The 23022-nt window shown below is 71.6% G+C and carries 19 protein-coding genes; 8 read left to right on the forward strand and 11 right to left on the reverse strand.

Features of this window, described 5'->3' with window-relative positions:
- Positions 1 to 90 precede the first annotated feature (90 nt).
- The 3 genes from C1N81_RS26910 (at position 91) to C1N81_RS26920 (ending at position 3475) form a co-directional block, all read left to right on the forward strand.
- Positions 91 to 1356 carry a carboxylate--amine ligase gene (locus C1N81_RS26910; protein WP_394433306.1) on the forward strand — a complete coding sequence of 422 codons (1266 nt, stop codon included), beginning with the start codon at positions 91 to 93 and terminating at the stop codon, positions 1354 to 1356.
- A complete protein-coding gene (locus C1N81_RS26915) occupies positions 1353 to 2549 on the forward strand; it encodes an FAD-dependent oxidoreductase (RefSeq protein ID WP_394433308.1) in 1197 nt (398 codons plus the stop codon). The genes C1N81_RS26910 and C1N81_RS26915 overlap by 4 nt, the downstream gene beginning before the upstream one ends.
- Positions 2550 to 2671: 122 nt before the next feature.
- Entirely contained in the window at positions 2672 to 3475 is an 804-nt protein-coding gene (locus tag C1N81_RS26920; RefSeq protein ID WP_394433310.1) for an HAD family hydrolase, read from the forward strand.
- Positions 3476 to 3493: 18 nt separating this feature from the next.
- On the opposite strand, the gene C1N81_RS26925 is transcribed toward C1N81_RS26920, so the two are convergent.
- Both C1N81_RS26925 and C1N81_RS26930 read right to left on the reverse strand, forming a co-directional pair.
- Positions 3494 to 5500 carry a CocE/NonD family hydrolase gene (locus tag C1N81_RS26925; RefSeq protein ID WP_394433312.1) on the reverse strand — a complete coding sequence of 669 codons (2007 nt, stop codon included), beginning with the start codon at positions 5498 to 5500 and terminating at the stop codon, positions 3494 to 3496.
- 27 nt (positions 5501 to 5527) lie between these two features.
- Positions 5528 to 7042, reverse strand: coding sequence for a peptide MFS transporter (locus C1N81_RS26930; protein ID WP_394433314.1), 1515 nt, complete (start codon positions 7040 to 7042; stop codon positions 5528 to 5530).
- A gap of 236 nt (positions 7043 to 7278) precedes the next feature.
- On the opposite strand from C1N81_RS26930, the gene C1N81_RS26935 reads away from it, so the two are divergent.
- The 4 genes from C1N81_RS26935 (at position 7279) to C1N81_RS26950 (ending at position 11590) form a co-directional block, all read left to right on the forward strand.
- Entirely contained in the window at positions 7279 to 8289 is a 1011-nt protein-coding gene (locus tag C1N81_RS26935; protein ID WP_394433315.1) for a polyprenyl synthetase family protein, read from the forward strand.
- A 193-nt stretch (positions 8290 to 8482) separates the two neighbouring features.
- Complete coding sequence (locus C1N81_RS26940) at positions 8483 to 9706, forward strand: LolA family protein (protein ID WP_394433317.1); 1224 nt, start codon at positions 8483 to 8485, stop codon at positions 9704 to 9706.
- Between the two features lie 74 nt (positions 9707 to 9780).
- Positions 9781 to 10719 carry an ABC transporter ATP-binding protein gene (locus C1N81_RS26945; RefSeq protein ID WP_394433319.1) on the forward strand — a complete coding sequence of 313 codons (939 nt, stop codon included), beginning with the start codon at positions 9781 to 9783 and terminating at the stop codon, positions 10717 to 10719.
- Positions 10706 to 11590, forward strand: a complete 885-nt coding sequence (locus C1N81_RS26950) for an ABC transporter permease (protein WP_394433321.1) — start codon at positions 10706 to 10708, stop codon at positions 11588 to 11590. The genes C1N81_RS26945 and C1N81_RS26950 overlap by 14 nt, the downstream gene beginning before the upstream one ends.
- Here C1N81_RS26950 and C1N81_RS26955 read toward each other — a convergent pair.
- The 5 genes from C1N81_RS26955 to C1N81_RS26975 form a co-directional block, all read right to left on the reverse strand.
- Positions 11580 to 12185 carry a flavodoxin family protein gene (locus C1N81_RS26955; protein ID WP_394433323.1) on the reverse strand — a complete coding sequence of 202 codons (606 nt, stop codon included), beginning with the start codon at positions 12183 to 12185 and terminating at the stop codon, positions 11580 to 11582. The two genes, C1N81_RS26950 and C1N81_RS26955, sit on opposite strands and share 11 nt — an antisense overlap.
- A gap of 107 nt (positions 12186 to 12292) precedes the next feature.
- Entirely contained in the window at positions 12293 to 13315 is a 1023-nt protein-coding gene (locus C1N81_RS26960; RefSeq protein WP_394433325.1) for a M28 family metallopeptidase, read from the reverse strand.
- 872 nt (positions 13316 to 14187) lie between these two features.
- Entirely contained in the window at positions 14188 to 14637 is a 450-nt protein-coding gene (locus C1N81_RS26965; protein ID WP_394433327.1) for a VOC family protein, read from the reverse strand.
- 37 nt (positions 14638 to 14674) lie between these two features.
- Complete coding sequence (gene rarD / locus C1N81_RS26970; RefSeq protein ID WP_394438257.1) at positions 14675 to 15619, reverse strand: EamA family transporter RarD; 945 nt, start codon at positions 15617 to 15619, stop codon at positions 14675 to 14677.
- A 301-nt stretch (positions 15620 to 15920) separates the two neighbouring features.
- Entirely contained in the window at positions 15921 to 16778 is an 858-nt protein-coding gene (locus tag C1N81_RS26975; RefSeq protein WP_394433329.1) for an SDR family oxidoreductase, read from the reverse strand.
- 100 nt (positions 16779 to 16878) lie between these two features.
- Between C1N81_RS26975 and C1N81_RS26980 the strand changes: the two genes are divergently transcribed.
- Entirely contained in the window at positions 16879 to 17259 is a 381-nt protein-coding gene (locus C1N81_RS26980) for a winged helix-turn-helix transcriptional regulator (RefSeq protein ID WP_394433331.1), read from the forward strand.
- A 159-nt stretch (positions 17260 to 17418) separates the two neighbouring features.
- On the opposite strand, the gene C1N81_RS26985 is transcribed toward C1N81_RS26980, so the two are convergent.
- The 4 genes from C1N81_RS26985 to C1N81_RS27000 form a co-directional block, all read right to left on the reverse strand.
- Positions 17419 to 18534 carry a 2-oxoacid:ferredoxin oxidoreductase subunit beta gene (locus C1N81_RS26985; protein WP_394433333.1) on the reverse strand — a complete coding sequence of 372 codons (1116 nt, stop codon included), beginning with the start codon at positions 18532 to 18534 and terminating at the stop codon, positions 17419 to 17421.
- Positions 18527 to 20479: a 2-oxoacid:acceptor oxidoreductase subunit alpha gene (locus C1N81_RS26990; RefSeq protein WP_394433335.1), complete on the reverse strand. Its 1953-nt coding sequence runs from the start codon at positions 20477 to 20479 to the stop codon at positions 18527 to 18529. Before C1N81_RS26990 ends, C1N81_RS26985 begins: the two co-directional genes overlap by 8 nt.
- 275 nt (positions 20480 to 20754) lie before the next feature.
- Positions 20755 to 21414, reverse strand: a complete 660-nt coding sequence (locus tag C1N81_RS26995; protein WP_394438259.1) for a LuxR C-terminal-related transcriptional regulator — start codon at positions 21412 to 21414, stop codon at positions 20755 to 20757.
- Positions 21415 to 21538: 124 nt separating this feature from the next.
- Entirely contained in the window at positions 21539 to 22900 is a 1362-nt protein-coding gene (locus C1N81_RS27000; RefSeq protein ID WP_394433337.1) for a sensor histidine kinase, read from the reverse strand.
- Positions 22901 to 23022: the final 122 nt, after the last annotated feature.

A 23022-nucleotide genomic window follows, 5' to 3' on the forward strand; every position in this document is an offset into this window, starting at 1 on the left:
GAGACGTGGGTTTCGGGCAGGGCCCGAAGAGTTCGCCATGTCCAGATCGCCCGTTGTCGGAGCGTTCGGTTCCGGCCTAGCGTCACGCCCATGACGGCGAAGCCCGCCCCACCGGCCCCGGACCTGGACCGGGATGTGCCGGGCCTGATCGTCAAGTTCGGCGCCTACCCGCTGCATCACGGAGGCGTGGGCGCCATCCGCAGCCTGGGCCGTCTCGGGGTGCCCATGTACGCGATCACCGAGGACCGGTGGACGCCCGCCGCCGCCTCCCGCCATCTGCGCCGCGCGTTCCCCTGGCGGACGAGCGGGACGGAGGAGCCCCGGTGTCTGGTGGACGGCCTGGTGCGTATCGCGCGCCGCATCGGGCGGCCGACCGTACTGATCCCCACGGACGAGGAGGCGGCCGTCCTCGTCGCCGAGCATCAGGAGCCGCTCGCCGACGCGGGGTACCTCCTCCCGCGCGTGGAACGGACGTTGCCGCGCCGACTCGCCAGCAAGCAAGGGCTGTACGAGCTGTGTGCGGAGCACGGGATGCCGACGCCCGGGGCGGTGTTCCCGCGCGGCCGCGCGGAGGTCGAGGAGTTCGCCGGGCACCCCGCGCGCTTCCCGGTCGTCGTGAAGAACCGGGAGGCGTTCACGCGCCGCAGCGACCCGGCGGTGAACGGTACGACCGTGGTCCCCACCCCCGCCGGACTGCGAAGACTCGCTCGCGGCTGGGGCGAAACACCCGCCGTGGTCCTCCAGGAGTACGTGCCGCGCGAGTACGCCGAGGACTGGATCGTCCACGCCTACGTCGGCGCGGACGCCACGCCCCGCGCCCTGTTCACCGGGGTCAAGGTCCGCTCGTGGCCGCCGTACGCGGGAATGACGGCGTACGCGTACGTGGCCGGGAACCCGGAGCTCGCGGACCTTGTCACGCGCTTCGTCAAGCAGCTCGGCTACACCGGCGTCATCGACCTCGACCTGCGCCTCGACCGGCGCGACGGGCGGTACAAGCTGCTCGACTTCAACCCGCGGGCGGGGGCCCAGTTCCGGCTGTTCGAGGACGACGCGGGGATCGATGTCGTCCGCGCCCTGCATCTGTCGATGACGGGCCGCGAGGTCCCCGCGGGTGAGCCGAGGTTCGGGCGGCGGTACGTCGTGGAGAACATCGACCTGGCGGCCCGGGTCGCGTACCGGCGGCGGGGCGGTGACAAGGCCCTTGTCCGCGCGAACGGTGTGGAGCCGGCCTGGTGGGCGGCCGACGATCCGCGCCCGTTCCTGACGATGCTGGCCCGTTCGGCGGGCCCGGGGGCGAGCCACCTCCGCGACCTTTGGCGAACTCACCGCTTCGTCCGTCCGGGAGGGGCCCGATGATCCCCCCTGTGGCCGTCATCGGCGCGGGCCCCTACGGCCTCTCCACCGCCGCCCACCTGCGGGCCCGCGGCCTGCCCGTCCGCGTCTTCGGCGAGCCGATGGAGAGCTGGCGCGCGCACATGCCCGAGGGCACGATCCTCAAGTCCGTCCCGGCGGCATCGGACATCGACGCGCCGCGACGCGGCCACACCCTCGGCGACTTCTGCGCCGCGGTGGGCATCGCGCGCCTGGTCACGGACGAGGACCTGATCCCGGCCGAGGTGTTCGCCGCGTACGGGGACTGGTTCCGGCGCACACTGGTGCCGGACCTGGAACGTGTACGGGTCCTGTCCGTGGACCGGCACACCGCCCGCACGGGGTTCGAGCTGACGCTCGACTCGGGGGAGCGGTTCACGGCCCGGGCCGTGGTCGTCGCCACCGGCCTGTCCGGCCTCGCGCACGTGCCGCGCGAGCTGACAGCCGCCGCTCCCGCCCGTACGGGGCAGCTCTCGCACAGCGCCGACCACCACGACCTCTCCCCCTTCGCGGGCAAGGAACTGCTCGTGATCGGGGCGGGCCAGTCCGCCCTGGAGACGGCGGCGCTCGCGGCCGAGGCCGGAGCGCACGTGCGGGTGGTGGCGCGCGGCCGGAACCCCGTGCGGTTCGGCTCGCCGCCGTGGGAGCAGCCGAGGTTCCGGCCGTGGACGCCGTTCGGGCGGGCCTGGTCCCTGTACGCGCTCACGTACTACCCGCATCGGTACCGTCAACTACCGGCGCCTCTCCGCCACTTCCTGACCCGCCGCGTCCTCGGCCCCCTCGGCGCCTGGTGGCTGCGCGAGCGCTTCGAGGGGAAGGTGGCGGTGCGGGACGTGACGGCCGTCGAGAAGGCATCGGTGTCCGGCGGCGCCCCCGTCCTGACCGTCCGCACCCACGACGGCCGCCGCCGGACCCTCACGGCAGACCACGTCATCGCGGCGACGGGCTACCGGGTGGATCTGACCGCGCTGCCGTTCCTCGGCGATGACCTGCGCGCCCGGATCGCCGTCAGCCGGGGGACGCCGCGCCTCGGCGCCGGGTACGTCTCGTCCGTCCCCGGGCTCTACTTCACGGGCATGCTGGCCGGGTCCTCGTACGGGCCGCTGATGCGGTTCGTGTGCGGCACGGCGTTCGCGTCGCCGCGGCTCGCCCGGCACCTGGCGGCCGGGCACGGGTGAGGCCAGGCGCACAGCACGTGTCCGGGCGATGACTGAACGTCTTCGGCCTCCATTACCACACCCACCCCCCAGGGCCGGTACTCGACGGCCCGCCGGGTCAACCGGTCCGTATTCTTCGGATCATGGCCGCTCCCGCATATGCCCTCATCGCCACTGACCTGGACGGAACGCTGCTGCGCGGCGACGACACGGTCTCCGACCGCACCCGGGCCGCGCTCGCGGCGGCCGGCCGGGCCGGGGCCCGGCACATCGTGGTGACGGGGCGGCCCGCGCCCCGCGTCCGGCCGCTCCTGGAGGACCTCGGCGGGGCCGGGCTCGCCGTCTGCGCGCAGGGCGCCCAGCTCTACGACGCGGCGAGCGGGCGGCTGTTGTGGTCGCTGACGCTCGACCGGGAGCTGGCCGAGCAGGCGCTCGGGAAGATCGAGGCGGAGGTCGGCCAGGTCTACGCGGCGGTCGACCAGGACGGCGTCGACGGGCTCACCCTCATCGAGCCGCAGTACCTGATGCCGCACCCCACGCTCCCGGCCGTCCGGATCGACCGCCGCACCGACCTGTGGACGGAGCCGATCAGCAAGGTCCTGCTGCGCCATCCCGACCTGGGGGACGACGAGTTGGCGGCCGTGGCCCGCGCCGCGGTCGGCCCGCTGGCCTCGGTCACTATGTCGGGCCCCGGCACGGTCGAGCTCCAGCCGCAAGGCGTGACCAAGGCGACGGGACTGAACCTCGCGGCCCGGAGCCTGGCCGCGGGCCCCGACGACACGCTCGCCTTCGGCGACATGCCGAACGACGTCCCGATGTTCGGCTGGGCGGCGCGCGGCGTGGCCATGGCCAACGCGCATCCCGAACTCAAGGCCGTGGCCGACGAGGTGACGGCGTCGAACGAGGAGGACGGCGTTGCCGTGGTCCTGGAGCGGCTGTACTCCTGAGGGGACTCCGCGAGGAACTCACCCCGCCGTGCGCGGAATCCTCTTCTCCCACGTCCGGTGGAACACCACCTCACCCCCGTCCCGGCACACGACCTCACTCGTCGTGACGAACTCGTCTTCCGTGCAAGCGATTTCGGAGCGGGTCTGGACGGTCGCGTCCCAGGCGAGTTCCGGACGGTGGAGGCGGATCGACCAGTCGGAGCGGGTGTGGGCGGAGAGCGGGTCGTCCTCCTGGATGGTGTACGTCTCCAGGGCGTCCTCGGTGAATTCGAGGCCGTCGGGGTAGACGCGGGTGCCGCCGTAGCGGGGGTCGACCTCCAGGCGCCATTCGCCCTTGGCGACGTCCCGGAGGGCGAGGCGTTCGGGGCGCGGCTCGTCCAGGGAGGCCGGGTGGACGACGCCGAGCGGTTCGGACTGTTCGGGGTCGCCGAAGGAGATGACGCCGCCCAGCGCGGGGCCGCGCACCGGGAGTTCGAGGGCGCTGCCCGCCGGGTCGAGGGTGAAGCCGTGGGCCGAGCCGGGCTGGGGCCAGATCCAGGGCCAGTAGACGGAGGAGACGGCGAGGCGGATGCGGTGTCCGGCGGGGAAGGTGTGGCCGATGCCGTTGAGGTCGAAGGTGACGTCCTCCGTCGTGCCCGGCAGCCAGGGGACCGACGCGGCGCGGCCGTGGCGTGAGCCCAGGTTGAGGACGCCCCGGGTGACCAGGGTGGAGGAGCCGTCGGGGGCGACGTCGCAGAGGCGGGCGATCACCTGGCCGCGGGGCACCTGGCTGGTGATCCGGGCGGTGACGCGCGGCCGGCCCAGGACCCGTACGTCCTCCTCCACCTCGAACTCGAAGCAGGCCGACTTCGCGTCCTCGTCGCGCTGGTCGGGCGGCAGGTCCGCGTCGTTGCCGAAGGGGAAGAAGCGGCCCGCGTCGAGGCCCGTCTGCTGCGGGGAGCGCACGATGACGGGGTTGCCCTGGAGGGCGTAGGTGACGGGGGAGACGTTCGGGGACGGCCAGGCGGGGTCGCCGACCCAGTGGCCGGGCAACTCCTCGTAGACCGTGGCGGGCGGATGGGAGTCGCTGATCCAGGAGCGGAGCTTGGGCTCGGACATGACGCCGGTCGTGTCCGAGCCCTTGAGCCAGTGGTCCCACCAGCGCAAAGTCTCCTGGAGGAAGCCGATGGCGGGGCCGGGCGGCAGACCCCGGTCCGGGTACTGGTGCGACCAGGGGCCGATGATCCCGCGCACTTGATCGTCGGGGAGGGCTTCGACGAGCCGGAGCACCGTGTCGCGGTACGGGTCGTGCCAGCCGCCGACCGCGAGGACGCCCGCCTTGATCGCGGAGTAGTCCTCGCAGACGCTGCCGTGGCGCCAGTAGCCGTCGCGGGTCTGGTGGGTCAGCCAGGTGTGGATGAACGGTTCGACGGCCTCCAGGCGGTCGGTCCACATCTGGCGCCAGTGGTCGCCGACGAACTGCGGGTCGGGCGGGCGGGAGACGAACGCGAGCATGGTCGCCGCCCAGGCGTGCATGTCCACGGCGAGGACGGAACCTCCCATGTAGTGCACGTCGTTGTCATAGCGGTCGTCCGTACTGCACACGGTGACGATCGCCTTGAGCGGCTCGGGCGCGAGGGCCGCGATCTGCAGGGAGTTGAACCCGCCCCAGGAGATGCCGAACATGCCGACCTTGCCCGACGACCATTCCTGCCCGGCCAGCCAGTTCACGACCTCGACGCCGTCGCTGAGCTCCTGCGCGTCGTACTCGTCGCCCGGCAGGCCCTCGGAGTTGCCGTGCCCGCGCACGTCGACGCGGACGGAGGCGTAGCCGTGCCCCGCGTACCAGGGGTGGCGCTGCCAGTCGCGGGGCGCCGTCCAGTCGGAGAGCCGGTAGGGCAGGTATTCGAGCAGGACCGGCACGGGTTCGTCGGTGACCGGCCGCCAGACGCGCGCGAAAAGCGTCGTCCCGTCCGACAGGGGTACGCGGATGTCCTCACGCACCGTCCCGAACGGGAATGTCGTCTGGATCTTCGGAGTACTCATGACGGAACCTCGCTGGCGTCGGGGGGCTCAGTGAACGGGGTGCATGGTGCGGCGCAGCCACGGCGCCAGGGCGATGACGGCGACCCCGACGGCCACGGCGACCGCGCCGTTGACGCCGAAGTAGGCGGGGTCGGACACCTCGCCGTAGAGCTTCACGGTCTGGGCCTGGATGCCGTTGGCGAGGGCGAGCGAGAGGAACCAGAGCGACATGGTCTGGCTGGCGAAGGCCTGCGGGGCGAGCTTCGTCGTGGCCGACATGCCGGAGGTCTCCACGAGGATGTCGCCGAGCCCGAGCAGCAGGTAGGAGCCGACGATCCACCAGACGGCCATCTTGTACGTGTCGCCGCCGTGCCCGGCGGTCGGCAGGACCATCAGCAGGAACGACAGGCCGCCGAGGATCACCCCGAACGCGATCTTGTTGGAGGCGTGCGGCTGGCGGCGCCCCATCCGCGCCCACACCCCGGCGACCACGGGCGCGAGGGCGACCTCGAAGGCGCCGAGCGCGGAGGCGTACCAGCCGGCCGGGAAGTGGAAGCCGAGGAGGGACGTCTCGGCGTTGGTCGAGGCCAGCAGGATCATGGTCGAGTAGGCCTGGAAGAGGATGAAATTGAAGGCCACGGACGCGATGAAGAGCACCAGGTAGGGCCGGAGCCGCCCGCGCTCCTCGGCCGTGACGCGCGGGCTGCGGAACATCACCGTGAAGTACACGACGGGCGCGATTACGGAGATGACCGTGAGGCAGTCCACGAACCGGTCCATGGTCAGCCAGCCGGCGGAGGCGAGCAGCACGGCGAGCGCGGCCACCACGACCGCGCCGACGACGATCATCCGCACCGCGCGCCGCATCCCCTCGGGCGCGAGCGCGTACTCGGCGGTGTGCTTGCGTCCGGCCAGGTGACGCCGTCCGGCCACGTACTGGATCAGGCCGAGGGTCATGCCGACGGCGGCGGCGGAGAAGCCCCAGTGCCAGCCCTTGTGGTCGCCGAGCCAGCCGGTGACCAGCGGTCCGGCGAAGGCGCCGATGTTGATCCCCATGTAGTACAGCGCGAAGCCGGCGTCGCGGCGCTGGTCGTCGGTGCGGTAGAGCTTGCCGACCATGGAGGCCACGTTCGGCTTGAGCAGCCCGGTACCGGCGCTGATCAGGCCGAGGCCGACCCAGGTCATGGCCGCGGTCGGCACCGCCATCGCGTAGTGGCCGCAGGCGATGAGGATGCCGCCCCACAGCACGGCGCGGTACGAGCCGAGGATCCGGTCGGCGAGCCAGCCGCCCCCGACGGAGACCAGGTAGACGAGGGTGCCGTACGCGGCGGAGACCGACGCGGCCGTTCCGGCGTCCATGCCCATGCCGCCGTGTGCGACGGTGTCGGCGAAGAACAGCACGAGGATGGCCTGCATGCCGAGGAACGAGAACCGCTCCCAGACCTCCAGGCCGGACAGCGTGAGCAGGCCGCGCGGCTGCCCGAAGAAGGCGGTGTCGTCGGCGGGCGGCGGCTGGGCCCCGGGTGCGGAGCCGGGGCCTGTGGTGTCGGTGGTGCGGGACAAAATACGTACTCCCGGTCGTATGGGCTGATCAAGAACATACCGGGGGTGTCCTGGAGCCGCCTGGTCCGGGCTGTCCGGGCGGGCGCCCCCTGTGATCGAAACGCGACCGGATACGCTGACTTGAGTGATGGCAGCGACACATCGACAAACCGTGTGATCGACCGAATGATCGAGCGAGTGATCGACCGAGTTCGCCATGTGAGCGTCGTGATCGTCAGCAGACAGGAGAACCTCTCGTGACCGTCGTCGGGACTTTCGGTCTTAGCGTGCGGGACCAGGCTCTCGAAGCCGATGTCCAGGCTGGATTGACGGCTGTCGAGGAGGGGCTGCTCGAGGCGACCAAGAGCGAGGTCCCCTTCATCACCGAGGCCGCCCAGCATCTGGTGCGGGCCGGCGGCAAACGATTCAGGCCGCTGCTCGTGACGCTCGCCGCCCAGTTCGGCGACCCGTACGCGCCGGGCATCGTGCCCTCCGCCGTCGTCGTCGAGCTGACCCACCTCGCGACGCTCTACCACGACGACGTGATGGACGAGGCGGACGTGCGCCGCGGCGTGGAGAGCGCCAACCAGCGCTGGGGCAACTCCGTCGCCGTCCTGACCGGTGACTTCCTCTTCGCCCGCGCCTCGCACATCCTCGCCGACCTCGGCCCGGACGCCGTCCGGATCCAGGCGGAGGCGTTCGAGCGCCTGGTCACCGGCCAGATCCTGGAGACCGCGGGCCCGGCCGACGGCCGCGACCCGGTCGACCACTACCTGGACGTGCTCAGCGGCAAGACGGGCTCGCTCATCGCCGTGGCCTGCCGCTTCGGCGCCATGATGTCCGGCGCCGACGAGACGGTCGTCGACGTCCTCACCCAGTACGGGGAGCGCCTCGGCGTCGCCTTCCAGCTCGCCGACGACGTGCTCGACATCGCCTCCGACTCCCACGAGTCCGGCAAGACCCCCGGCACCGACCTGCGCGAGGGCATCCCCACGCTGCCGGTCCTGCGCCTGCGCGAGCGTGCACGGCTGCTCGGCCTCCCCGAGGACCAGGCCCTCGTCGACCTCCTCGACTCGGACCTCACGGACGACGCGAAGCTCGCCGAGGCGATCTCCCGGCTCCGCGCCCACCCGGCCCTGGAGCAGGCCCGCCGCGACACCGTGCGATACGCGCAGGAGGCCCGCGCCACCCTGAACCCGCTCCCGGAGTGCGAGGCGAAGGCGGCGCTCGTCGAACTGTGCGACGCGGTGGTGCACCGGGCCGGCTGAACCCTGAGAGGGCGGGCCCGGTTGTCATCCCACAGGCGTACGCGGAGTTGATCCCGCGGTCTGACGCTTCGGCGTGGCCGGTTTGGTCAGATGGGGTACACCACTCCTTACCAATTCGGGTGAGAATGGCGGCTTGGGGTGGACGAGTCAGTACGCAGGGCGCCGCCGCCGAAGACGGAGGTAGGGCATCAGCATGGCACCGTACGAATCCGAAGACAGCCAGGGCGCCGCGCGCCGCAAGCTGGCCCGGTACGCGGTCCCTGTGGCCGTCGTGGGGGTGGCGGCGGCGACGATCGGCCTCGTCCCGGCGCTCGCCGACTCCGGCGACCCGGACCTGCCGAAGATCACGGCCCAGGAACTGATCGAGAAGATCGCCGCGTCGGACACCGAGCGGCTCTCCGGCACCGTGAAGATCCACACGGACCTCGGTCTGCCGTCGCTCGGCGGCGCGGCCTCGGGCCTGACCGGCGGGGCGGGCGGGGACGGCGGGGGCAAGGGCTCGGCATCGGCCGACCCCCGGGAGAAGCTCACCGAGCTGGCGACCGGCACGCACACCCTCCGCGTCGCGGCGGACGGCGAGGACCGCCAGAAGCTGTCGATCCTGGACGCCGCGTCCGAGTACAGCGTGATCCACAACGGCACGGACGTCTGGGCCTACGACAGCGCGTCGGACCAGGCGTTCCACACGAAGGCCGACCAGAAGCGGGGCGACGAGCGGGCGAAGCAGCAGCCCCGCGACGTCCCCGCGACACCGAAGCAGCTGACGGACGAGATCCTGGAGGCGTCCGCCGACACCACGTCGTTCACGGTCGACGGAACGGCGCAGGTCGCGGGCCGTGACGCGTACCGGCTCCAGATCAAGCCGAAGCAGTCCGGTTCGACGGTCGGCGCGATCACGGTCTCCGTCGACGCGAAGACGGGGACGCCGCTGAAGTTCACGCTGACCCCGGCGAGCGGCGGCGCGGCGGTCGTCGACGCGGGCTTCACCAAGGTCGACTTCGCCAAGCCCTCCGCGTCGACCTTCGATTTCAAGCCGTCGAAGGGCACGAAGGTCACCGAGGCGGACGACCTGCCGAAGCAGGACCGCCCCGGCCGCGCCCCGAAGGCCACCGGACCCGGCGGGCTCGGTGGGCTCGACGGGTTCGACGTGCTCGGCAAGGGCTGGACGTCGGTCGCCGAGCTGAAGCTGCCCGGCGGCGCCGGAGCGGCGGGCCTGGCCTCCGGCTCCGCGCCGAGCGGTGTGCCGGCCGACGCGCAGAAGTTCCTGGACTCCCTCGGCGACAAGGTCACCGGGAAGTTCGGCACGGGCACGGTCTACTCGACCCGCCTGGTGAACGTACTGATCACCGAGGACGGCAAGGTGTACGCGGGAGCGGTCACCAAGTCCGCGCTGGTGAAGGCGGCGGACGCGGGCTGACCCGGCAGAGGCCGAGAGGTGGCGGGGGACCGGCGCACCCGGTCCCCCGCCGCCGCACGTGACAGGGGAGGGGCATGGCGCCGGTCATCGAGACCCGGGAGCTGACCAAGCGGTACCGGGGCGGGCAGCTCGCCGTCGACCGGCTGAGCCTGACCGTCCCGGAAGGCGCCGTCTTCGGCTTCCTCGGACCCAACGGCTCGGGCAAGACCACCACCATCCGGATGCTGATGGGCCTGATCGAGCCGACCGCGGGCGCCGCCCGCGCCCTCGGCCGGCCGATGCCGCGCGCCACCCGGGCCGTCCTGCCGCACGTCGGCGCGCTCATCGAGGGCCCGGCCCTGTACGGCTTCCTGAACGGCCGCGACAACCTGCTCCGCTACGACGCGGCGGACCCCACCGCGAACCCCCGCACCCGGGCGGCGCGGGTCGCGCGGGCCCTGGACCGGGTGGGCCTGACGGCCGCGGCGACCAAGAAGGCGAAGGCGTACTCGCTCGGCATGAAACAGCGCCTGGGCCTGGCCGCGGCGCTGCTGCAGCCCCGCCGCCTCCTCGTCCTGGACGAGCCGACGAACGGCCTCGACCCGCAGGGCATGCGCGAGATCCGCACGCTCGTCCGGGAACTGGCCTCGGACGGCACCACGGTCTTCCTCTCCTCCCACCTCCTGGACGAGATCGAGCAGGTCTGCACCCACGCGGCGGTGATGGCACAGGGCCGCCTGCTGACCCAGGGCCCGGTCGCGGACCTGGCGGCGGGGACGCGCGGCACGCTGCACGTCACCACCCCGGACCCGGCGGACGCGGCGCGCGTACTGAAGGAACAAGGACTCACGGTCCTGGAGACGACGGACACGGACGTGACGGCGGACCCACCGCCCCCCGGCACGGAACTGTCCGACCTGACCGAGGCACTGGTCGCCGCGGGCGTCCGGGTCCGCGGCTTCGGCGTGCGGCGGGCGTCGCTCGAGGACGCGTTCGTGGCCCTGACAGGAGAGGGCTTCGATGTCGCAGGCTGAACCGGTGGCAACGGACGCGCGGCCGAACCCCCTGTGGACCCTGGGCCTGCTGCGCAGCGAGCTGACGACGACGCTGCGCCGCTGGCGGACGCTGGCGCTCCTCGCCGTCCTGGCGGGCGTCCCGGTCCTGATCGGCGTGGCGGTGAAGATCGAGACGAGCGACGGCTCCTCGCTCGGCGGGGGCGGTCCCGAGGGCGGCGGCCCGGCGTTCATCGCGCAGATCACGAACAACGGTCTGTTCCTGGTGTTCACGGCGCTGGCGGCGACGCTCCCGTTCTTCCTGCCCATGGCGGTAGGAGTGATCGCGGGCGACGCGGTGGCGGGCGAGGCGAACGCCGGAACGCTCCGCTACCTCCTCGTGGCCCCGGCGGGCCGCACCCGCCTCCTGCTGACGAAGTACGCGACGACACTGGCGTTCTGCGTGCTGGCGACGCTGGTGGTGGCGGTGTCGGCGCTGCTGACAGGGGCGCTGCTGTTTCCGCTGGGCGACGTGGTGACGATCTCGGGCACCCGCATCACCTTCACCGAGGGCCTGTGGCGAGCGCTGCTCATAGCGCTGACGGTGGCGGCGTCGCTCATCGGCATAGCGGCGCTCGGCCTGTTCGTCTCGACGCTCACCAACAGCGGGATCGCGGCCATGGCGACCACGGTGGGCCTGCTGATCACGATCCAGATCCTGGACCAGATCCCGCAGCTGCACGCGATCCAGCCGTACTTCTTCTCCCATCACTGGCTGTCGTTCGCGGACCTGATGCGGGAGCCGATCTACTGGGACGACCTGCTGAAGAACCTCGAACTGCAGGCGCTGTACGCGGCGGTCTTCGGCTCGGCGGCGTGGGCGCGCTTCACGTCGAAGGACATCACGGCGTAGAGGCGCGGCCCTCCTCGTAGGGGAAGCGGGCGAGGGGAGCCTCGTCGGCGGTGAAAAAGGTCTTGGCGCGGGCCAGCGCCCGCGTGTCCTTGCGTACGTCACCGGGCTTGCTGCCGTTGCCGAGGAGCACGCCGCCGAAGCGCATACCCATGTACGCGGCCGAGTTGCGCAGGGTCCCGATCAGCGGATCGGCGACGACCTCCTCCTCGTGGGCGAGCGCGGTCACGCCCCACAGGGTGCGCCCGGCGAGCGTGGCCTTGAAGTCGACACCGGGCGTGCGCAGCCAGCCCGACCAGTGGTCCAGGTAGCGCTTGGTGGAGGCGGAGACCGCGTACCAGTACAGCGGTGACGCGATGACGATATCGGTGGCGGCGAGCGTGGCGTCGAGCAGCAGCGCCACGTTGTCGCCGCGCGGGCGTACGTGGTCGGAGTCGTGCCGCAGGTCCTCGAAGTCGGGCAGCGGGTGCGCGGCCAGGTCGATCCAGCGCTGACCGACATCGGAGGGCAGTTGCTCGGCGGCGGCGCGGGCGAGGATCTCGGTGTTGCCGCCGGTGCGGCTGCTGCCGAGTACGAACAGGAAGGTGCGGCCGGACATGGTTCCCCCTGCGCGGTGGATGGACGCGACGAACGATGTACTTGCGCGTGCAGTATATGCACACGCAAGTACGTCGCGTAAGGGGTTCACGGGCGCCCTACTGTGCCCTACTGGGCCAGCTCCCAGATGGCGTGGGCGATGGCGTCGCTGTTGCGGTCCAGGGCGGTGGTGTCGATGTTCGTGGACCGGTCGCAGGACGAGTGGTAGCAGGGGTCGAAGGCCCGCCCCGCGGTGCCGCCCCACTTCTGCGCCTGCGCGGCGGTCTTGTAGTAGTCGGCGCCGCTGAAGAGCCCGCCGACCGGAATCCCGGCGCTCTTGAACGGGGCGTGGTCCGACCGCCCGTCGCCCTCGGTCTCGATCTCGGTCGGCACGCCGAGCCCGGCGTAGTAGTCCTTGAACACCTTCTCCAGGGCGGGATCGTCGTCGTAGACGAAGTAGCCGGGGTTGGGTGAGCCGATCATGTCGAAGTTCAGGTAGCTGTCGATGCGTTGGCGGTCGGTGACGGAGAGGGAGTTCACGTAGTTCCGCGACCCCACCATCCCCAGCTCCTCGGCGCCCCACCAGGCGAACCGCAGATGCTTCGTCGGCTTGAACTGCGCGCGGGACACGGCGAGCGCGGTCTCCAGGATCGCGGCGGAGCCCGAACCGTTGTCGTTGATGCCAGGACCTGCGGTGACGCTGTCCAGGTGCGCGCCGGCCATGACGACCTGGCTGGTGTCGCCGCCGGGCCAGTCCGCGACCAGGTTGTAGCCGACGCGGCCGCCGGACGTGAACTGCTTGACGGACGTGGTGAACCCGGCGGCGTCCAGCTTGCCCTTCACATAGTCCACGGAGGCCTTGTAGCCGGGGCGGCCGTGGGCACGGTTGCCGCCGTTGGCGGTGGCGATGGACTGCAGGGAGGTGAGGTGCGCCTTGACGGAGGCGACGGGGATGTCGGGGGCGGCGAGGACGGCTGGGGCGCTGGTTGGGGCCGGGGCCGCGCTGGCCGGGGTGGCGCCGACCGGGGTGGCGCCCGTGCCGATCAGGGCGGCGGCCGTGAGGAGGGCTGCGGCGGTGAGCCGCGCGCGTATGGGGTGGGAGGGGTGTGCGGGGCGCACGGGGTGCGCGGGGTGCCAGGGGTGCAGGGGCATGTGGGGGCTCCTGATTCCTTGAGTGGGTGGCCCGATGGTCCTGGGGGCCTGACATACCGTCAAGAGCGGATTCTGGTCACCGGTGTCCGCTTATCGGGCGGGGTGGGGCTGAGGTCGGGGTACGCGAAGTTCCGTCGCCGGGGAGGTGACCAGAACGGGTGCGGGGGCCGGGTGCTTCTTGCCCGGGCCTGCTTCTGCGGCTGAGCTCCGCTGGGGTTGCCGGGATTCCCGCACGTGCCTGTCCGCATCGGCGCCCAGCGCGACGCAAGGCGAGCTGCACCCGTGCGCGGCCCTGATTACCCGGTTCCCCGGCGCTGGGCTGCCGCCTTGCCCACCCTGCCGCCCCAGGCGGCAGATTGCCCAAGGCGGGGCGGGGTGGGCCTCGCCCGGGGTGGGGGCGGGGGCGGCGGTTGCCCGAGGCGGGGCGGGTCTTGCCCGGGGTGGGGGCGGGGGGCGGGGAGCGGTAGTTGCCCAGGGCGGGGCGGATCTCGCCCGGGCCCCGCCCGGCGAGGGGATGGGCATTCAGGCGTACCCGGAGTCCGTATGGGCCACCGGGGTGCACTCGCGTCTCGACGGGAGGGGACGTGTCGGGGTGCCCCCGCAGGACTCCGCGGGAATGCAGTCCAGGATCACTCGCCTATGGCGGACCGTGGGGGATGAGGCCTATCCGGCCGAGGAGGTACCCCGGCGCGGCCCCGCCCCACGACACGGGGGACGGCGCACCCAGCGCGCAAGCCCCGGACCCATGACACAACGGACGGCGCTCCCCAGCGCCCTGGCATGTTCCCCGTGCGGCACAACAGGCGGCGCCCACCAGCCTGCCAGTGGGCGGCGGTGACGCCGTCAGCGTGTTGCTCGGGCGCCTCGACGCGTCACTGGACGCAGAACTCGTTGCCCTCAGGGTCGGCCATCAGCACCCACCGCCCCCCACGCTCCTCCACATCCCGCACCACCCGCGCCCCCAACCCCACCAACCGCCGCGCCACCCCGTCCCGCCCCTCCGCCCCGACATGCACGTCGATGTGCAGCCGGTTCTTGCCGGACTTGGCCTCGGGCACGCGTTGGAAGAGGATGCGCCGCCCGAGCCCCGTCCCGGTCTGTTCGTCGACGGGGTCGTCGGGGTGCCGGGCGGCGACGAGGTCGCGGAAGGTGAGCCGTCCCCACCGCTCCAGGGTCTCGTCGGGCCGCACGGCGTGGACCCCGAGGAGCCGTTCGATCAGCGCGGAGTTGTCCTCGACCTCGTAGCCGAGGGCGGCGGCCCAGAACTCGGCCTGGGCGTGCGGGTCGGCGGCGTCGACGACGAGCTTCCAGTCATAGGTCATGGCCCACTTATAGAAGAGAAGTAGGCCACGGGCAGACCTACTCGGACTTCAGCCGGACCTCGACCTCACCGGCCGCCTCGACAGGCCCCGCCGCGACAATCTCCGCCGAAACCGCCTGCGCCGCAACCGCCTCCGCCCGGGCCAACGCGATCCGCCCGGCCCGAGCGGAGCGCAACGCGTCCCAGGTCAGCAGAGCCAGCGCCAGCCACACCAACCCGAACCCGGCCCACCGCTCCGCCGGCATCCGCTCATGGAAGTACACGATCCCGAGGACGAACTGGAAGACGGGCGCGAGGTACTGCAACAGCCCGAGCGTGGACAGCGGCACCCGAATCGCGGCCGCGCCGAAGCAGACGAGCGGCACGGCGGTGACGAGCCCCGTCGACGCGAGCAGCGCGCCGTGCCCGACCCCTTCCGAGCCGAACGTGGACCGCCCTTGCGCCCCGAGCCACAGCAGATAGGCGAGCGCGGGCAGGAACTGGACGGCGGTCTCGGCGGCGAGGGATTCGAGCCCGCCGAGGTTGACCTTCTTCTTGACGAGCCCGTACGTGCCGAAGGAGAAGGCGAGGACGAGCGAGATCCAGGGCGGCTGCCCGTACCCGATGGCGAGGACGAGGACGGCGAGCAGCCCGACCCCGACGGCGGCCCATTGCGCGGGCCGCAGCCGTTCCTTGAGGAGCAGGACGCCGAGCGCGATGGAGACGAGGGGGTTGATGAAGTAGCCGAGGGACGCCTCGACGACGTGTCCGGAGTTCACGGACCAGATGTAGACGCCCCAGTTGACGGTGATGACGGCGGCGCCGAGCGCGACGAGCCCGAGCCGCTTGGGCCGGCGCAGCAGCTCACGCGCCCAGCCCCACCGGCGTATGAAGAGCATGGCGACGCCGACGAAGGCCAGCGACCACACCATGCGGTGGGCGAGGATCTCCACGGACCCGGCGGGCTTGAGCAGCGGCCAGAAGAGGGGTACGAGCCCCCACATGCCGTAGGCGGCGAAGCCGTTGATCAGCCCGGCGCGCCCTTCGTTCCTGGTTGCTGCTGCGGCCGACCCGTCGGCCGCCCCGTCCCGCACGGACACGGACCCTCCTCATGACACTGGCTGGCAGCCCCGCGGCGGCCACAAGCAAGGTAGCGCCGCGAGCCCACCCGTGTCATGCCCGTATCGCTATACGGTCCTGACGGGACGCACCGCCTCACTCAGCGCTGACGCACCGCCTCACTCAGCGCGGGCGCACCCCCTCACTCGGCCCCGACGCACCGCCCCCCTCGACGCGGACGCACCCTCACTTCAAGGCAGCAGCAATCGCGTCCGAGACCGGCGTCGTAGGCCGCCCGATGAGCCGGGCCAGATCCCCGTTCCGCCGGGCGAGCAGCCCCTGCTCGATGGCGGTGTCGACGCCCACGAGGATCTCGGCGAACGGCCGGGGCAGCCCGGCGCCCGTCAGGACCTCGAGGTTCTGCTCGGGCGTGACGGCCTTGTAGACGACGTCCTTCCCGGACTGCCGGGCGACCTCGGCGGCGTACTCGGCGAGCGACCAGGCGTCGTCCCCGCTCAGCTCGTACGCACGCCCCTCGTGCCCCTCCCCGGTGAGGACGGCGACGGCGGCGGCCGCGTAGTCGGCGCGTGAGGCGGAGGCGACCCGGCCCTCACCGGCGGAGGCGAGGACGGCGCCGTGTTCGAGGACGACGGCGAGGTTGCCGGTGTAGTTCTCGTGGTACCAGCCGTTGCGCAGGAACGTGTAGGGCAGCCCGGAGTCGAGGATCGCCTGCTCGGTGACCTTGTGCTCGTCGGCGAGCGCGAAGTCGGCGTCGGGGCCGCCGAGCACGCCGGTGTAGGCGAGGAGGGCCACGCCCGCGGCCTTCGCGGCGTCGATGACGGCCTGGTGCTGGGCGACGCGCTGCCCGACCTCGCTGCCGGAGATCAGCAGCACCTTGTCGCCGGCGCGGAAGGCGTCGGTCAGCGTCTCGGGCGCGCTGTAGTCGGCGACGCGCAGTTCGACGCCGCGGGCCGCGATGTCGGCGGCCTTCTCCTTGGCGCGGACGACGGCGGCGATGTCCGCGGCCGGCACGCCCGTGTCGAGCAGCTGCTCGACGACGAGACGGCCGAGGTGCCCGGTGGCTCCGGTGATGACGAGGCTCATGACGGTTATCTCCCTATACAGCCCAGGTGCGTGGTTCTCTCCTCACCGTAAGACCGGCACTGTCATTTCGAAAGTACCCACTTTGAAGTAAGGTACTGGCATGAAAGTGAGCGCCATCGACGTCGACTGCCCTCAGCGTTTGGTCCTGGAGCACGTGACGAGCCGCTGGGGCGTACTCGTCCTGCTCGCGCTGGAGGAGCGGTCGTTCCGGTTCAGCGAGCTGCGCCGGGAGATCGGCACGGTCAGCGAGAAGATGCTGACGCAGACGTTGCAGACGTTGGAGCGGGACGGCATGGTGCACCGCGACGCCAAGCCGGTCATCCCGCCCCGCGTCGACTACTCGCTGACGGATCTCGGCAGGGAGGCGGCGGCGCAGGTGCGCGCGCTCTCCGACTGGACGGACCGCCGTATGGCGGACGTGGCGCGGGCGCGCGCGAGGTACGACGGGGCGCGGGCGAAAAGTACGGAAAGTACGGCCTGACGCGAAAGGACCCGGACGCGACATGAGCGCCCGGGTCCTTCTCTCGTATCCCGCCGTGATGCCCGTATCCGACGTTATCCGCGCGCATCCGCGCACAGCCGCACAGCCGCACATCCGCGCGCATCCGCGCCGAGGGGCAGCCGTACCCCCGCCGAGTCGTCAGCCCACGACGGTCCAGGTGTCGCCCCCGGCGAGCAGCGCGCCGAGGTCCCCCTTGCCGTGCTGTTCGATGGCGGCGTCGAGCTGATCGGCCATCTGCGTATCGTAGACGGGCCGCTCGACGTCGCGCAGGACGCCGATGGGCGTGTGGTGCAGCGTGTCGGGATCGGCGAGCCGGGACAGCGCGAAGGCGGTGGTCGGCGACGCGGCGTGCGCGTCGTGGACCAGCACGTCGCTCCGGTTCTCGGCGGTCACGGCGACCACCTTGAGATCTCCGCTCAGCGGATCCCGCACGACGCCCTTCGACTGGTCCGCGCCGAAGGTGATTGGCTGCCCGTGTTCGAGCCGGATCACCGCTTCCTCGGCCTGCTGCTTGTCCTTGAGGACCTCGAAGGCGCCGTCGTTGAAGATGTTGCAGTTCTGGTAGATCTCCACGAGCGCGGTGCCGGGGTGCTCGGCGGCCCGTCGCAGGACCTCGGTGAGGTGCTTGCGGTCGGAGTCGACGGTCCGGGCCACGAACGACGCCTCGGCGCCGATGGCCAGCGACACCGGGTTGAACGGGGCGTCGAGTGACCCCATCGGCGTCGACTTGGTGATCTTGCCGACCTCGGAGGTCGGCGAGTACTGGCCCTTGGTGAGCCCGTAGATCCGGTTGTTGAAGAGCAGGATCTTCAGGTTCACGTTGCGCCGCAGCGCGTGGATGAGGTGGTTGCCGCCGATGGAGAGGGCGTCGCCGTCCCCCGTCACGACCCACACGGACAGGTCGCGGCGGGAGGAGGCGAGGCCGGTGGCGATGGCGGGGGCGCGGCCGTGGATGGAGTGCATCCCGTAGGTGTTCATGTAGTACGGGAAGCGGGAGGAGCAGCCGATGCCGGAGACGAAGACGATGTTCTCCTTCGCCAGGCCGAGTTCGGGCATGAAGCCCTGCACGGCGGCGAGGATCGCGTAGTCGCCGCAGCCGGGGCACCAGCGCACTTCCTGATCGGACTTGAAGTCCTTCATGGACTGCTTGGCCTCGGCCTTGGGGACGAGTGACAGAAGCGTCTCCGTACCGCCGCCCCCGTCCGTCGTCTTCTCCGTCCCCTCCGTGGACTCCCTGGTCTGCGTGTCAGCCATCGATGGCCTCCTTGAGAGCCGTGGCGAGCTGCTCCGCCTTGAACGGCATTCCGTTGACCTGGTTGTAGCTGTGCGCGTCCACCAGGTACCTGGCCCTGATGAGGGTGGCGAGCTGACCGAGGTTCATCTCGGGGATCACCACCTTGTCGTAACGTCCCAGGACCTCGCCCAGATTCCGCGGGAACGGGTTGAGGTGGCGCAGGTGTGCCTGCGCGATCCGCTCGCCCGCGACGCGCAGCCGCCGCACCGCGGCGGTGATCGGCCCGTAGGTCGAACCCCAGCCGAGGACAAGGGTGGTGGCGGACTCGGAGGGGTCGTCGACCTCGATGTCGGGCACCCGGACACCGTCGACCTTGGCCTGCCGGGTGCGGACCATGAAGTCGTGGTTGGCGGGGTCGTAGGAGATGTTCCCGGTGCCGTCCTGCTTCTCGATGCCGCCGATGCGGTGTTCGAGGCCGGGCGTGCCCGGTACCGCCCACGGCCGCGCGAGGGTCTCGGGGTCCCGCTTGTACGGCCAGAACACCTCGGTGCCGTCGTCCTGCGTGTGGTTCGGCCCGGAGGCGAACTGGGTGCGCAGGTCGGGGAGTTCGTCCAGCTCCGGGATGCGCCACGGTTCGGAGCCGTTGGCGAGGTAGCCGTCGGAGAGGAGGAAGACCGGTGTGCGGTAGGTGACCGCGATGCGGGCCGCCTCCAGGGCCGCGTCGAAGCAGTCGGCCGGGGTGCGCGGCGCGACGACCGGGACCGGCGCCTCGCCGTTGCGTCCGTACATGGCCTGCAACAGGTCGGCCTGCTCGGTCTTGGTCGGGAGTCCGGTCGAGGGCCCGCCCCGCTGGATGTCCACCACGAGGAGCGGCAGCTCCAGGGAGACGGCGAGGCCGATGGTCTCCGACTTCAGGGCGACGCCCGGACCGGATGTCGTCGTGACCGCGAGGGAACCGCCGAACGCGGCGCCCAGCGCCGCCCCGATGCCCGCGATCTCGTCCTCCGCCTGGAAGGTGCGCACGCCGAAGTTCTTGTGCCGGGACAGCTCGTGCAGGATGTCCGAGGCCGGCGTGATCGGGTACGAGCCCAGATACAGCGGCAGGTCCGCCTGCTGGGAGGCGGCGATCAGCCCGTAGGCGAGGGCCAGGTTCCCCGAGATGTTGCGGTAGGTGCCGGTCGGGAACGCGGACGCGGCCGGGGCGACCTCGTAGGAGACCGCGAAGTCCTCGGTGGTCTCGCCGAAGTTCCAGCCCGCGTGGAACGCCGCCAGGTTCGCCTTCATGATCTCGGGCTTCTTGGCGAACTTGGCCTTCAGGAACCGCTCGGTGCCCTCGGTCGGCCGGTGGTACATCCACGAAAGGAGGCCCAGCGCGAACATGTTCTTGCTGCGCTCGGCCTCCTTGCGGGACAGCTCGAACTCCTTGAGCGCCTCCACCGTCAGCGTGGTCAGCGGCACGGGGTGCACCGCGTACCCGTCGAGGGATCCGTCGTCGAGGGGCGAGGCGGCGTAGCCCACCTTGGCCATGGCCCGCTTGGTGAACTCATCGGTGTTGACGATGATTTCGGCGCCGCGGGGCACGTCCGCGATGTTCGCCTTCAGCGCCGCCGGGTTCATCGCCACCAGCACGTCCGGCGCGTCGCCCGGCGTGAGGATGTCGTGGTCGGCGAAGTGCAGCTGGAACGACGACACGCCCGGCAGCGTCCCGGCGGGTGCCCGGATCTCGGCGGGGAAGTTCGGCAGCGTCGACAGGTCGTTGCCGAACGTCGCGGTCTCCGACGTGAACCGGTCGCCCGTCAGTTGCATGCCGTCACCGGAGTCACCCGCGAAACGGATGATCACCCGGTCCAGACGCCGGACGTCCTTGCCCGATCCACCTTCACCCGCGGTTGTGCGCTGTTCCCCGACCGCTGCGCTGTCCGTCCCGCCTGCCTTCTCGGCTGGACTACTGACCTGGCTGGTCACTGAACTGGACCTCCCTCGAGGCGGCTGTTCGGGCAGGGCCGTCCCACTGGCCTTCCCCAGGCCCACCCTACGTCCGCAGGGGGTGCCCACCTCGGAACGTTCGCACGATGGGCCTGGAAATGAGACGGCATGTCGTCCCGTTTTGCCATGCTCTGCCGACCCCCCTGAGCCGTCCTTGAGACGTTCTGGAGGACGCCGCGAACGCGCCACACGGTTCTGGGCGGGTCGTTGGCCGGTTCCCGCCCCGGCCCGGCGGTCGGCGGGGAGCCGGCCGGTCAGTTCCGGAGATAGGTCAGAACGGCCAGAACACGCCGGTGATCCCCGTCACTCGGCGAGAGCCCCAGCTTCAGGAAGATGTTGCTCACGTGCTTCTCGACCGCGCCGTCGCTGACGACGAGCTGGCGGGCGATCGCCGAGTTGGTCCGGCCCTCCGCCATCAGGCCGAGGACCTCGCGCTCGCGCGGCGTGAGATGGGCCAGCACGTCCTGCTTGCGACTGCGCCCGAGCAACTGCGCGACCACCTCCGGGTCGAGCGCCGTGCCCCCCTGCGCGACCCGGACCACCGCGTCCACGAACTCCCGCACCTCGGCCACCCGGTCCTTGAGCAGATAACCCACCCCGCGGCTCGACCCGGCGAGCAGTTCGGTGGCGTACTGCTCCTCCACGTACTGCGACAGGACCAGGACACCGAGATCGGGGTAGCGGCCGCGCAGCTGCACCGCCGCCCGCACCCCCTCGTCCGTGTGCGTCGGCGGCATCCGGACGTCCGCGACGACGACGTCGGGGAGCTGGTCCTGCGCCCCGAGGTCGGTGATGGTCTTGACCAGCGCTTCCCCGTCACCGACACCGGCGACGACCTCGTGCCCGCGGTCGGTCAGCAACCGGGTCAGGCCCTCCCTGAGCAGCACTGAATCCTCGGCGATGACCACCCGCACCCTGTCCTCCACGTTTCTCGGCCCCCCAGCGCCCCTGTGCACCTGTCACAGGGGCCAGTTCTGACAGGGCCAGCATTCCAGGATCGCGGGCGGGGCGCCCCCACGCGGTGGAAAAGAGGCGAACTCAGGGCCTGGCGGACCGCCACGGCAGCTCCGCCGTGACCCGGGTCGGACCGGCGGGCGGCGAGTCGACGAGGAGGATGCCGTCGACCGCGTCGAGCCGCTCCGTCAGACCCGCGAGCCCCGAACCGGCGGAGACGGCCGCGCCGCCCACCCCGTTGTCGCTGACCTGGAGCATGAGGCGGTCGCCCGAGCGCCACACGTCGACGCCGGCCCGCGTCGCCCGGCTGTGCTTGCTGATGTTCTGCAGCAGCTCCGAGACGGTGAAGTAGGCGATGCCCTCGATGGCCGGCGCCGGACGCTCGCGGAGGTCGACCTCGACCGTCACCGGGACCGTGCACCGCGAGGCCACCGCGGACAGGGCCGCGTCCAGACCGCGGTCGGTGAGGACCGCCGGGTGGATGCCGCGCGCCAGGTCCCGCAGCTCCTGGAGGGCGGTCTTCACCTCGCCGTGCGCCTCGTCGACCATCCGCGCCGCCGTCTGCGGGTCCTCGCTCAGCTTCTCCTTCGCCAGGCCCAGGTCCATGGCCAGGTTGACGAGGCGGGCCTGCGCGCCGTCGTGCAGATCGCGCTCGATGCGCCGCAGGTCGGCCGCGGCCGTGTCGACGACGACGCCCCGGTCGGACTCCAGCTCCACCACGCGCGAGACGAGCCGCGACGGGCCGAGCAGCCCGACGACGAGGAACCGGTCCACCGTCGTCAGCGCCCGCACGATCCACGGCGTGGCAAGGGTGACGAGCAGGCCGACGGCCGCGGTCAGCGTGATCTCGAACGGGTTGTCCAGGTACACCGAGTGCGCCTCGTCCCCGTACAGCTGGAGGCCGCCCTGGCCGCCGTACATCGGGTAGATCCACTGCCACAGCGGATACGTGAGCAGCGTCCAGCCGGTCGTCCAGAAGGTGACCGCCACCGAGAAGGCGAACACCGCCCACGGGAAGTGCAGCACCGTGTAGACGAGGTGGCGCCAGGAAGCACCGCTCTTGAGCGTCGCGCCGATCCAGGCGAGGGGGCCGCCCTTGCGCGGGCGCACCGGTTCCGGCGAGCCGATCTCCAGGCCGAGCAGGGCCCGCGCCCGCACCCGCTCCAGGGCGCCGATGCCGCGTGCGCCGGCCAGCGCCCCGGCGAGCACCGGCACGCCGATGAAGGTGACGAGGAGCCCCGCGCCGAGCGACACCATCGTCACCGACCAGACGAACGCCGCGATGGCGATCGGCAGGCTCAGGAGGAGGTATCCGAACTCGCGCCAGGCCCGGCCCTCGACCGGGGCGCGCAGCCCGGCCGGCAGCCGGCCGAGGCCGCGGCGCTCGGGGCGCGGCTCGTCGTCGTACGAGTACTCGCTCCGGTATCCGTACTGGTGCGTGGCCATGGGCGTCGTCCGTTCCTGGTCGCTTCGTGCGGGTCCGCTGCTTCCGCCTCGTTCTCAGAATCCCCGGCGGCGGGGGCGTCCGGCCATGCGGCGGGTCGGCGTCTTGGACCGGGGGTTTTCCC

It is taken from the genome of Streptomyces sp. SGAir0957 (assembly GCF_043523415.1).

Coding starts and splice junctions, on each gene's coding strand:
- C1N81_RS26945 (WP_394433319.1), top strand. CDS start 9,781: ATGGCGCCGGTCATCGAGACCCGGGAGCTGACCAAGCGGTACCGGGGC.
- C1N81_RS27000 (WP_394433337.1), bottom strand. CDS start 22,900: ATGGCCACGCACCAGTACGGATACCGGAGCGAGTACTCGTACGACGAC.
- C1N81_RS26980 (WP_394433331.1), top strand. CDS start 16,879: ATGAAAGTGAGCGCCATCGACGTCGACTGCCCTCAGCGTTTGGTCCTG.
- C1N81_RS26955 (WP_394433323.1), bottom strand. CDS start 12,185: ATGTCCGGCCGCACCTTCCTGTTCGTACTCGGCAGCAGCCGCACCGGC.
- C1N81_RS26975 (WP_394433329.1), bottom strand. CDS start 16,778: ATGAGCCTCGTCATCACCGGAGCCACCGGGCACCTCGGCCGTCTCGTC.
- C1N81_RS26920 (WP_394433310.1), top strand. CDS start 2,672: ATGGCCGCTCCCGCATATGCCCTCATCGCCACTGACCTGGACGGAACG.
- C1N81_RS26960 (WP_394433325.1), bottom strand. CDS start 13,315: ATGCCCCTGCACCCCTGGCACCCCGCGCACCCCGTGCGCCCCGCACAC.
- C1N81_RS26910 (WP_394433306.1), top strand. CDS start 91: ATGACGGCGAAGCCCGCCCCACCGGCCCCGGACCTGGACCGGGATGTG.
- C1N81_RS26950 (WP_394433321.1), top strand. CDS start 10,706: ATGTCGCAGGCTGAACCGGTGGCAACGGACGCGCGGCCGAACCCCCTG.
- rarD (WP_394438257.1), bottom strand. CDS start 15,619: ATGTGGGGGCTCGTACCCCTCTTCTGGCCGCTGCTCAAGCCCGCCGGG.
- C1N81_RS26985 (WP_394433333.1), bottom strand. CDS start 18,534: ATGGCTGACACGCAGACCAGGGAGTCCACGGAGGGGACGGAGAAGACG.
- C1N81_RS26940 (WP_394433317.1), top strand. CDS start 8,483: ATGGCACCGTACGAATCCGAAGACAGCCAGGGCGCCGCGCGCCGCAAG.
- C1N81_RS26925 (WP_394433312.1), bottom strand. CDS start 5,500: ATGAGTACTCCGAAGATCCAGACGACATTCCCGTTCGGGACGGTGCGT.
- C1N81_RS26915 (WP_394433308.1), top strand. CDS start 1,353: ATGATCCCCCCTGTGGCCGTCATCGGCGCGGGCCCCTACGGCCTCTCC.
- C1N81_RS26965 (WP_394433327.1), bottom strand. CDS start 14,637: ATGACCTATGACTGGAAGCTCGTCGTCGACGCCGCCGACCCGCACGCC.